Here is a 9,981-nt window from a genome sequence, read left to right on the forward strand (position 1 = left end):
TCCGCGCGGGCGTTCGTCGCGCCGCCCGCACGTGAGAACATAGCGGCCATGACAGACGACCGCCTCATCGCCGCCGGCGCCACCCGCGAGGACGACGCCGCGGAGGCCTCGATCCGCCCCAGGCGCCTGGACGAGTACCTCGGCCAGCAGCCGGTGCGCGAGCAGCTGGGCATCTATATCGAAGCGGCCAAGCAGCGCCGCGAGGCGCTCGACCACGTGCTGATCTTCGGGCCGCCGGGCCTGGGCAAGACCACGCTCTCGCACGTGATCGCCAACGAGCTGGGCGTCAACCTGCGCATCACCTCCGGCCCGGTGATCGAGAAGGCCGGCGACCTGGCCGCGCTGCTGACCAACCTGCAGCCGCACGACGTGCTGTTCATCGACGAGATCCATCGCCTCTCGCCGCTGGTGGAGGAGGTGCTGTACCCGGCGATGGAGGATTTCCAGATCGACATCATGATCGGCGAGGGCCCCGCCGCGCGCTCGATCAAGCTCGACCTGCCGCCCTTCACCCTGATCGGCGCCACCACCCGCGCCGGCCTGCTCACCGCGCCCCTGCGCGACCGCTTCGGCATCGTGCAGCGGCTGGAGTTCTACAGCGCGGACGAACTCACCCGCATCGTGCGCCGCTCGGCGCAGATCCTCGGCATCGAATGCGCGCCGGAGGGTGCGGCCGAGATCGCGCGCCGCTCGCGCGGCACCCCGCGCATCGCCAACCGCCTGCTGCGCCGCGTGCGCGACTACGCGCAGGTCAAGGCCGGCGGCCGGATCGACCATGCCGTCGCGCATGCGGCGATGCAGATGCTCAAGGTCGACCCGGAAGGCTTCGACGACCTCGACCGCCGCCTGCTGCGGCTGATCATCGACAACTTCGACGGTGGCCCGGTCGGCGTGGAATCGCTGGCGGCGGCCTTGAGCGAGGAGCGCGGCACGCTCGAGGACGTGATCGAGCCGTACCTGATCCAGCAGGGATTCCTGGTGCGCACCGCGCGCGGCCGCATGGCCTCGCACAAGGCCTACCGCCACCTCGGCCTGCGTCCGAAGACGCGCGAGCCCGGTCCCGGCGAGCCCGAGGAACTGTTCCAGTGAGGCGGCCGAAACGAAATGGCGGATGAACCCCGCGCCGTTGCGCGTCGGCGCGCCATGCTCGGCTCGAGCATGCTCCGATCGACCATGAACGAAACATTCAGGCACCCGGTCCGGGTTTACTGGGAAGATACCGACGCCGGCGGCGTGGTCTACCACGCGCAATATCTGGCGTTCCTGGAGCGCGCACGCACCGAATGGCTGCGCGCGCGAGGCCACGGCCAGGAACTTCTGCGCGAGGTCCACGATCTGGTGTTCGTGGTGCGGGCGATGCGGATCGACTTCCGCAAGCCGGCGCGTCTGGACGACGCGCTCGAGGTGTCGGTGGCTTTGCGCCAGTGCCGGCGCGCCAGCCTGGTGATCGCGCAGGCCATCCGTCGCGGCGGCGAGGTGCTGCTCGATGCGGAGGTGCGGATTGCCGCGGTCGGCGCCTCCGGGTTCCGTCCGCGCGGCATTCCGGACGCCCTGTACGACGAACTCAAACTTCTTGAAGACACGATTGCGGAGTAACAACGGATGAGTGCATTGCCCATGCTGCTGCAAACCACGGCCGAGCCGCTGCCGGAGCAGGCCGCCGCCGCCGCGACCGAGCTGGCCGCCGATCCCGCCGCCGCCAATACCGCCGCAGCCGCAGCCGGCAACCATCTGGACATCATCGGCCTGGTGCTGCACGCCTCGATCCCGGTGCAGTTCGTGATGCTGCTGCTGCTGGCCGCCTCGGTCGTGTCCTGGGTGATCATCTTCCGCAAGCGCAGCGTGCTGGCGCGCGCCGAGAAGGAGGCCGACCGCTTCGAGGAGCGCTTCTGGTCCGGCGCCGACCTGTCCAAGCTCTACTCCGGCGCCACCGAGCGCAGCCGCGACATCGGCGGCCTGGAGGCGATCTTCGAGGGCGGCTTCCGCGAGTTCAACCGCATCCGCCAGCGCCGCGGCGTCGACAGCCGCATCCAGCTCGAGGGCGCGCAGCGCGCCATGCGCGTGACCACCTCGCGCGAGCTCGACGGCCTGGAGCGCAACCTGGAATTCCTCGCCAACGTCGGCTCGATCAGTCCCTACGTCGGCCTGTTCGGCACGGTGTGGGGCATCATGATTTCGTTCCAGGGCCTGGCCAACGTCAAGGAAGCCACCATCGCCAGCGTCGCGCCCGGCATCTCCGAGGCGCTGATCGCCACCGCCATGGGCCTGTTCGCGGCCATCCCGGCGGTCTGGGCCTACAACCGCTTCGCCACCAAGGTGGAGCGCATCGGCGTGCGCTACGACGCCTTCGCCGAGGAGTTCTCCTCGATCCTGCAGCGGCAGTCGCACCTGGATGAATGACGGACGGCGCATGCGCATCGACGCTCGCCGCATTTCCCGCCGCCCCGCCGATGCCGTCAGCCCCGAACCGCCGCCGCGCACGTTGAAGAGACCAGACACGAGGATTCCGACATGGCCCTGACCGCCACCGGCCGCCGCATCCGCAAGCGCAAGCTCAAGGCCGAGATCAACGTCGTGCCCTACATCGACGTGATGCTGGTGCTGCTGATCATCTTCATGGTGACCGCGCCGCTGATGAACCTGGGCGTGGACATCGACCTGCCGCAGTCCAACGCCAAGTCGATCGAGGAGAAGAAGGACCCGATCGTGGTCAGCGTCGACACCGCGGGCAACTACTTCCTGGCGGTGAAGGCCGGCAGCAACGAGGCCATCGCCAGCGCCGACCTGGAAGCCAAGGTCGGCGCCATCGTGCGCCAGAACCCCAAGCAGGCGGTGTTCGTCGCCGGCGACGGCAGCGCCAACTACCAGAAGGTGATGGACGCGATGGTGCTGCTGCAGCGCGCCGGCGTGGAGAAGGTTGGCCTGATGAGCCAGCCGAAGAACGGGAACTGAGGCCGCAGGCGGGCGATGAGCAAGGCCACGGGAATCAAGAAGAGCAGGCTGGCGCTGATCCTGGCAGTGGCGGGATTGGGCGCGCTGCTCGCCCTGTTGCCGGTCGCGGCGCTGCTGTGGCCGTTCTTCCGCGCGATGTCCGGCCCCGCGGTGCCGCTGACGCTGGATGAGCTGCCCCGCGCCGAAAGGCAGGCCGGCATCGAGATCGTGATCCTCGCCGCCGGCGACTATCGCTTCGTCCCGCCGGGCGGTTCGGCGGAGGTGCTGGTCGCGGCGGACCTGGAACGCAAGGCGCACGCGCTCGCCGGGCGCGATCCCGGGCAGAAGGTGTACGTGGGAGGCGAAGCCGGCGTCGGCTACCAGAAGGTCGTCGACACGCTGGCGCTGCTTCGCCGCGCCGGCCTGGACAAGATCGCCGTGGTCGCGCAATCGCGAGAGGAAGGCCGCTGATGCGCGAGACCCGCGCCGACACCACACAGGGCGTGATCCTGGCGCTGCTGCTGCATGCGCTGCTGTTCGCGCTGATGTTCGTCGGCCTGTGGTGGACGCGCAGCGAATCGCCCGCGGGCGCGGCAGGCGCGCCGGTGAGCGCCGAGCTGATGGATTCCAGCGACCTGTCGGCGGCGATGCGCCGCACGCTGCAGAAGCGCCCGGAGCCTGTGGAGCCGGAGCCGCCCTCGAAGCAGCCGATCGAGGTGGACGCCACGCCGCTGCCGCAGCCGATCCCCGAGCCGAACCCGCAGGATTCGCAGGTGGAGCCGCAATTCCAGGCGCAGGAGCGCATTCCCGAGCCGTCCGACACCGACCAGGAGAAGGTCGAGCGCGACGCGATCTCGGCCGAGACCCGCGAGCGCGAGCAGGAAGAGAAGCGCCGCCAGGAGCAGATCGACCTGACCGAGCGCCAGCGCCAGGAAGAGATCGAGAAGAAGCAGCGCCTGGCCGAGCAGCAGAAGCAGGACGAGCTGAAGAAGCTGCAGAACGAGATGGCCAAGGCCAAGCGCGAGGCCGATCTGGCCGAGCAGAAGCTCAAGCAGATCGCCAACCTGCGCGCGTCGCAGGCTTCGCAGCAGCAGGCGACGGCGAGCGCGACCGCGCCGCCGGGAGGGCCGCAAGGCGTCGACAACGCATTGCTGGGCCGCTACAAGTCGGCGCTGCAGGAGGCGATCCTGCGCAACTGGACGCGTCCGGACAACGTGCCGCTTGGCCAGCGCTGCCGCATCGTCATCCGCCAGCTGCCGGGCGGCGAGGTCATCGATGCCAAGGCCGATCCGAGCTGCCCCTACGACGAACTCGGCAGGCGCTCGGTGGAGGCGGCGGTCCTCAAGGCCCAGCCGCTGCCATACGCTGGCTTCGAATCCGTCTTCAGCCGGACGTTGAATCTGACCTTCGAAGCCCAAGACCGCTGACGGTCACGATCCAGTCTCCCGGGACGCGGAGAATGCGGCCGCCTGGCCCGTTCAGCTTGAAGCCCCGTTCACGTACACCCTGTCACGCTTTCCCATCCCTCGGATCCCCGTTGACCATGACCCGATCCCTGCGACGCCTCGCCGCCTTCCTCGCCCTGCTGCTGCCCCTGGCCGCCTTCGCCCAGGACAAGGGCCTGGAAATCGACATCATCGGCGGCAACGCCGCCGCCCTCCCGATCGCCGTGGTGCCGATGCCCTACCAGGGCAGCGCGGCGGCGCCGGAAACCGACGTGGCCGCCGTGGTGCGCGCCGACCTGGACCGCTCCGGCCAGTTCCGCGGCCTGCCGGTCGCCGACATGGTCGAGAAGCCGACCAAGGGCAGCGAGATCCAGTATCCGACCTGGCGCCTGCTCAAGCAGGACTACATCGTGGTCGGCCGCGTGGTCGACGGCGGCAGCGGCAGCTACCGGGTCGAGTACGAGCTGTTCGACGTCGCCAAGCAGGAGCGCCTGCTCGGCTTCGCCATGACCGCGCGCAGCAACGCCATGCGCGATGTCGCCCACCAGATCGCCGACGCCATCTACGAGAAGATCCTCGGCGTGCGCGGCGCCTTCTGGACCCGCATCGCCTACGTCACCGCCGTGGGCGTGGGCAAGGGCAGCCGCTACGCGCTGATGGTGGCCGACTCCGACGGCTACAACCCGCAGACGGTGGTGCGCTCGCCCGAGCCGCTGCTGTCGCCGTCCTGGAGCCCGGACGGCCGCCGCCTGGCCTATGTCAGCTTCGAGCGCGGCAACTCCTCCATCTACATCCAGGACATCACCACCGGCGGCCGCGAGCTGGTCGCCAGCTTCCGCGGCATCAACGGCGCGCCGTCGTTCTCGCCGGACGGGCGCAAGCTGGCGTTGACGCTCTCGCGCAGCGGCAACCCCGAGATCTACGTGATGGACCTGGGCAGCAAGGCGCTGACCCAGATCACCAACCAGTTCGGCATCGACACCGAGCCGACCTGGAGCGCCGACGGCGGCACCATCTTCTTCACCTCCGATCGGGGCGGCAAGCCGCAGATCTACCAGGCCCCGGCCAGTGGCGGCGGCGCCACGCGAGTGACCTTCCAGGGCAGTTACAACGCCAGCGCGTCAGTCTCCTTCGACGGCAAGAAGATCGCCGTGGCGCAGGGAAGCGGCAACGTGTACCGTATTGCCCTGCTGGATCGCAGCCTCGGGTCGCCGCGCTGGTCCACGCTGTCGCCGGGTTCGCTCGACGAGTCGCCGAGTTTCGCCCCCAACGCCAGCATGATCCTGTACGCGGCCCGCGAAGGCAGGCGCGGCGTGCTGTACGCGGTCTCGGCCGACGGCCGGGTGCGGCAGCGCCTCGTGCTCGCCGACGGCGACGTACGCGAGCCGGCCTGGGGACCGTACCGCACGCAACGTTGACCTGACCTGCGCACCATCTCGCACTCCGTAACCCCTCTTCACTGCTGAAGGATTCGACGATGAACACCACCACCCGCGTCCTGCTTACTGCGCTGCTGTGCACCGCTGCCGTCGCCTGCTCCAAGAAGGTCAAGGAAACCCCGCCGACCGATACCGGCACCGGCCCGAGCACCGGCGGCGTGACCGACACCGGCCCGACCGCGCCGGGCGCCTATGGCCCGAACGACCTCGACACCGATGCCTGCCTGCGTCAGCGCGTGGTCTACTTCGATTTCGACCAGGACGGCCTGCGCTCCGAGTTCCAGGCCGCGATGGCCTGCCACGCCAAGTACCTGCGCGACCGTCCGTCGGCCCGCATCACCCTGGAAGGCAACGCCGACGAGCGCGGCAGCCGCGAGTACAACCTCGGCCTGGGCGAGCGCCGCGGCAACGCGGTCTCCTCCGCGCTGCAGGCCAACGGCGGTTCGGGCAGCCAGCTCACCGTGGTCAGCTACGGCGAAGAGCGCCCGACCTGCACCGAGTCGAGCGAGGATTGCTGGGCCAAGAACCGTCGCGTGGAAATCGTCTACACCGCCAAGTAAGCGGTGGGCGGATTCCTCCGCAAGAGCCCGCGTCCGCGGATGCGGGCTCTCCGAAGCAACGCCCTTCCAAGCCGCAAGTCTTTCCAGATCATGAAGCATCACATCGTCACAACGATGGCGTTCGCGGCGGCCCTGGTGGCCGCCGCGCCCGCATCGGCACAACGCGCCAGCCTGGCCGACCGCGTCGCCGCGCTCGAGCAGCAGGCCGCCAACAACCAGGGCAACGTCGACCTGCTCAACCAGGTCACCCAGTTGCGCAGCGACCTGCAGGCCCTGCGTTCGCAGATCGAGGAGCTGCAGCAGCAGAACGAACAGCTCAAGTCGACCGGCCGCAGCCAGTACCTGGATCTCGACGGTCGCCTGAACCGCCTGGAGGGCGGCGCCGGCGCCGCCCCGGGCCAGCCCGCGATCGATCCGAATTCGGTGCCGGCCGCGCCGCAGCCGTCGGCGGCGCCTCCCGCCGCCGCCGCGCCGGCCGACAGCGCTCCGGCCATCCATGGCGACGCCGGCGCCATCGCCAACCGCGCCGACGAGCGCGGCGCCTACGAGACCGCCTTCAACGCCCTGAAGGGCGGGCAGTACGCGGATTCGGCGCAACTGTTCCAGAGCTTCCTGCAGTCGTATCCGAGCGGCGCCTACGCGCCGAACGCCTTGTACTGGCTGGGGGAGAGCTATTACGTCACCCAGAACTACGCGCTGGCGCAGCAGCAGTTCCAGGCGCTGCTCGACCGCTATCCGACCCACGACAAGGCGCCGGGCGCCCTGCTCAAGGTCGGCCTGGCGCAGTACGGGCAGAAGCAATACGACGCCGCGCAGAAGACCCTGACCGACGTCTCCGCCCGCTATCCGGGCACCGACGCCGCCCGCACCGCCGAAGACCGGCTGCGCGCGATCCAGTTGTCGCAGGTCCGCTAGGCCTTTCAAATGCATCCCGCCGTGACGTCAGATGCGGCCGCCGCATCGGCGCAGCGGCTGCGCATCACCGAGATCTTCCTTTCGCTGCAGGGCGAAGCCCGCGACGCGGGCTGGCCGACGGTGTTCGTGCGCCTGACCGGCTGCCCGCTGCGCTGCCAGTACTGCGACACCGCCTACGCCTTCCACGGCGGGGAATGGCGCGAGATCGACGCCATCCTCGAGGAAGTCGCCGGCTACGGCGTGCGCCATGTCTGCGTCACCGGCGGCGAGCCGCTGGCGCAGAAGCGCTGCCTGCAGCTGTTGCAGCGGCTGTGCGATGCCGGCTATCAGGTCTCGCTGGAAACCTCCGGCGCCATCGACATCGCCCAGGTCGATGCGCGCGTCTCGCGCGTGCTCGACGTCAAGACGCCGGGCTCGCGCGAGGTCGAGCGCAACCGCTGGGAGAACCTGCCGCTGCTCACCGCCCACGACCAGGTGAAGTTCGTCCTGTGCGGGCGGGCGGACTACGAGTGGGCGCGCGAGCTGCTCGCCGAGCGGCGCCTGCACGAGCGCTGCGAGGTGCTGTTCTCGCCCAGCAAGTCGGAGCTCGATCCGCGCGCGCTGGCCGACTGGATCGTCGCCGACCGCCTGCCGGTAAAATTCCAGCTCCAGCTGCACAAGATCCTGTGGAACGACGAGCCCGGGCGCTGAAGCGCGGCCGGCCCGCCGTCCCCGTTCCCCATTTGGTCCCAAGATGAAAAAAGCAGTCGTCCTCGTTTCCGGCGGCATGGATTCCGCCGTCGTCCTGGCCATTGCCCGCGAGCAGGGCTTCGCCGTGCATGCCCTCAGCGTCGCCTACGGCCAGCGCCATACTTCCGAGCTGGCCGCCGCCGCCCGCGTTTCCGAGGGGTTGGGCGCCGCGCAGCACAAGACCGTGAACGTGGATCTGCGCAGCATCGGCGGCTCCGCGCTGACCGACGACATCGAGGTGCCCATGGATTCCCATTTGAATCCGGGCGGCCCCGACATCCCCGTCACCTACGTTCCGGCGCGCAACACCATCATGCTGTCGGTGGCGCTGGGCTGGGGCGAGGTGCTGGGCGCGGCCGACCTGTTCTGCGGCGTCAATGCCGTCGACTACTCCGGCTATCCGGACTGCCGCCCCGAATTCGTCGCGGCGTTCGAGCGGCTGGCGAACCTGGCGACCAAGGCCGGCGTGGAAGGGGCGGGCATCCGCGTCCATGCCCCGCTGCAGCAGATGAGCAAGGCCGACATCGTGCGCGAGGGCCTGCGCCTGGGCGTGGATTTCTCGCAGACCGTGTCCTGCTATCGCGCCGACGCGCAAGGCCGCGCCTGCGGCCATTGCGACGCCTGCCGCTTGCGCGCCGAGGGCTTCGCCGCCGCCGGCGTCGGCGATCCGACGCGCTACGTCGGCTGATCGATTGCGTTAGAATGCGCCTCCCGGTGCAACGCCGGGCGCAACAGACGGGTCGTTAGCTCAGTCGGTAGAGCATCGGACTTTTAATCCGCTGGTCGATGGTTCGAATCCATCACGACCCACCAAGATCCTGCCTTCCAGGCTGCTGCGACTGCACAAGCATGCTTCACGTGTCGCCGACACAATAAAAAGCCAATATTTCCCATCGGTGTAACCGATGGTCGCCGTGTGCCTGCCGGCTTGGACGGCGCGCCCTTACTACTTAATTCATTATTTTGCCAGTCCCATTCGTCATGAAAAACAATCTTTTTTGCAATTTATGCACTAAAGTTGCTGGAAATGTGACACTTATACAAATTGGTGTTAGATTAATGTAAGTTCAAGGCACTGTATCTCACTTCGTCGCGAGATTTCGTGCTAGGTGAAGCGTGTGAAGAAAGTGTGGGGATAGGGCGGTTCGCGTCCTTCAACGTTTCAGGGGAGCAGTCAGCGTGTTCGCATTCGGTCATGGCTTTGCCGCGGCAAGTCGTCGTGTCGCCTTGTCTCTGGGATTCTGCCTGGCGGCGCTCGGTGCCCCTGTCGCTTTCGCGCAGACTGCAACCAACGTCGCCACCATCACGCCGCCCTCCGGCGTCACCAATACCGGTGCCGCCTGTATCGCCGCCAATGGCTCCGGGGCCTTCAACAGCACGACCGGCGTCTGCACCGCGACCGACAGCGACACCGTCGTTGCCCCGCAACTGACCTTCACCAAGACCCACAGCGGCAACTTCGTGGTGGGCACCAACGGCACCTACACGCTGACGGTGAGCAACACCGGCACGGCGCCGACCTCGGGCACGATCACCGTCGTCGACACGCTGCCGACCGGCCTGACCTACGTGTCGGGCACGGGCACCGGCTGGACCTGCAATGCCGCGGGCCAGGTGGTCACCTGTACCAGCACGACCGCGATTCCGGCGGGTTCCGNCGTCGACACGCTGCCGACCGGCCTGACCTACGTGTCGGGCACGGGCACCGGCTGGACCTGCAATGCCGCGGGCCAGGTGGTCACCTGTACCAGCACGACCGCGATTCCGGCGGGTTCCGCCGGTTCGCCGATCACCTTGACGGTCGCGGTCGGCAGCGCGGCCACGCCCAGCGTGACCAATACCGCGCGCGCCAGCGGCGGCGGCGACCTCACCTGTCCGGCTTCCGGCGCCACGCAGGCGCGCTGCACTCCCAGCGATCCGACCACGGTGAACACCGCCGCGAACGTCGCGGTGGCCAAGACC

Annotated in this window: 12 protein-coding genes and 1 tRNA gene; all 13 read left to right on the top strand. The window is 68.6% G+C overall.

All coding sequences use genetic code 11. From position 1 onward, the window contains the following. The first annotated feature begins 48 nt into the window (after positions 1–48). Positions 49–1,089: a Holliday junction branch migration DNA helicase RuvB gene (ruvB, locus tag MD221_RS08735; protein ID WP_242110639.1), complete on the top strand. Its 1,041-nt coding sequence runs from the start codon at positions 49–51 to the stop codon at positions 1,087–1,089. A gap of 54 nt (positions 1,090–1,143) precedes the next feature. Continuing rightward, positions 1,144–1,596 carry a tol-pal system-associated acyl-CoA thioesterase gene (gene ybgC, locus MD221_RS08740; protein ID WP_242110672.1) on the top strand — a complete coding sequence of 151 codons (453 nt, stop codon included), beginning with the start codon at positions 1,144–1,146 and terminating at the stop codon, positions 1,594–1,596. Between the two features lie 6 nt (positions 1,597–1,602). Beyond that, complete coding sequence (tolQ, locus tag MD221_RS08745) at positions 1,603–2,400, top strand: protein TolQ (protein WP_242110640.1); 798 nt, start codon at positions 1,603–1,605, stop codon at positions 2,398–2,400. Positions 2,401–2,517: 117 nt separating this feature from the next. Next, complete coding sequence (gene tolR, locus MD221_RS08750; RefSeq protein WP_425602239.1) at positions 2,518–2,952, top strand: protein TolR; 435 nt, start codon at positions 2,518–2,520, stop codon at positions 2,950–2,952. A gap of 15 nt (positions 2,953–2,967) precedes the next feature. Continuing rightward, positions 2,968–3,402 (top strand): ExbD/TolR family protein, encoded by a 435-nt coding sequence (locus MD221_RS08755; RefSeq protein WP_242110642.1) that lies wholly within the window; start codon positions 2,968–2,970, stop codon positions 3,400–3,402. Then, positions 3,402–4,358 carry a cell envelope integrity protein TolA gene (gene tolA, locus MD221_RS08760; RefSeq protein WP_242110643.1) on the top strand — a complete coding sequence of 319 codons (957 nt, stop codon included), beginning with the start codon at positions 3,402–3,404 and terminating at the stop codon, positions 4,356–4,358. Before MD221_RS08755 ends, tolA begins: the two co-directional genes overlap by 1 nt. Positions 4,359–4,474: 116 nt before the next feature. Beyond that, positions 4,475–5,794, top strand: a complete 1,320-nt coding sequence (gene tolB, locus MD221_RS08765; protein ID WP_242110644.1) for a Tol-Pal system beta propeller repeat protein TolB — start codon at positions 4,475–4,477, stop codon at positions 5,792–5,794. A 59-nt stretch (positions 5,795–5,853) separates the two neighbouring features. Beyond that, on the top strand, positions 5,854–6,375 hold the full coding sequence (gene pal, locus MD221_RS08770) for a peptidoglycan-associated lipoprotein Pal (RefSeq protein WP_242110645.1): 522 nt from the start codon (positions 5,854–5,856) through the stop codon (positions 6,373–6,375). Positions 6,376–6,465: 90 nt separating this feature from the next. Further along, entirely contained in the window at positions 6,466–7,290 is an 825-nt protein-coding gene (ybgF, locus tag MD221_RS08775; protein ID WP_242110646.1) for a tol-pal system protein YbgF, read from the top strand. Positions 7,291–7,299: 9 nt separating this feature from the next. Then, entirely contained in the window at positions 7,300–7,980 is a 681-nt protein-coding gene (gene queE, locus MD221_RS08780) for a 7-carboxy-7-deazaguanine synthase QueE (RefSeq protein ID WP_425602228.1), read from the top strand. Between the two features lie 43 nt (positions 7,981–8,023). Beyond that, on the top strand, positions 8,024–8,707 hold the full coding sequence (queC, locus tag MD221_RS08785; RefSeq protein ID WP_242110648.1) for a 7-cyano-7-deazaguanine synthase QueC: 684 nt from the start codon (positions 8,024–8,026) through the stop codon (positions 8,705–8,707). A 49-nt stretch (positions 8,708–8,756) separates the two neighbouring features. Then, a tRNA-Lys gene (locus MD221_RS08790) sits at positions 8,757–8,832 on the top strand. A 366-nt stretch (positions 8,833–9,198) separates the two neighbouring features. Then, positions 9,199–9,981: hypothetical protein (locus tag MD221_RS08795; protein WP_425602229.1), on the top strand; the 783-nt coding region annotated here is incomplete at its 3' end.

Source organism: Luteimonas aquatica (assembly GCF_022662575.1).
Taxonomy (GTDB): domain Bacteria; phylum Pseudomonadota; class Gammaproteobacteria; order Xanthomonadales; family Xanthomonadaceae; genus Luteimonas; species Luteimonas aquatica.

What these genes read in the sequence shown, in the direction of transcription:
- ruvB (WP_242110639.1), top strand. Translation starts at nt 49, where the DNA reads ATGACAGACGACCGCCTCATCGCCGCCGGCGCCACCCGCGAGGACGAC.
- ybgC (WP_242110672.1), top strand. Translation starts at nt 1,144, where the DNA reads ATGCTCGGCTCGAGCATGCTCCGATCGACCATGAACGAAACATTCAGG.
- tolQ (WP_242110640.1), top strand. Translation starts at nt 1,603, where the DNA reads ATGAGTGCATTGCCCATGCTGCTGCAAACCACGGCCGAGCCGCTGCCG.
- MD221_RS08755 (WP_242110642.1), top strand. Translation starts at nt 2,968, where the DNA reads ATGAGCAAGGCCACGGGAATCAAGAAGAGCAGGCTGGCGCTGATCCTG.
- tolA (WP_242110643.1), top strand. Translation starts at nt 3,402, where the DNA reads ATGCGCGAGACCCGCGCCGACACCACACAGGGCGTGATCCTGGCGCTG.
- tolB (WP_242110644.1), top strand. Translation starts at nt 4,475, where the DNA reads ATGACCCGATCCCTGCGACGCCTCGCCGCCTTCCTCGCCCTGCTGCTG.
- pal (WP_242110645.1), top strand. Translation starts at nt 5,854, where the DNA reads ATGAACACCACCACCCGCGTCCTGCTTACTGCGCTGCTGTGCACCGCT.
- ybgF (WP_242110646.1), top strand. Translation starts at nt 6,466, where the DNA reads ATGAAGCATCACATCGTCACAACGATGGCGTTCGCGGCGGCCCTGGTG.
- queE (WP_425602228.1), top strand. Translation starts at nt 7,300, where the DNA reads ATGCATCCCGCCGTGACGTCAGATGCGGCCGCCGCATCGGCGCAGCGG.
- queC (WP_242110648.1), top strand. Translation starts at nt 8,024, where the DNA reads ATGAAAAAAGCAGTCGTCCTCGTTTCCGGCGGCATGGATTCCGCCGTC.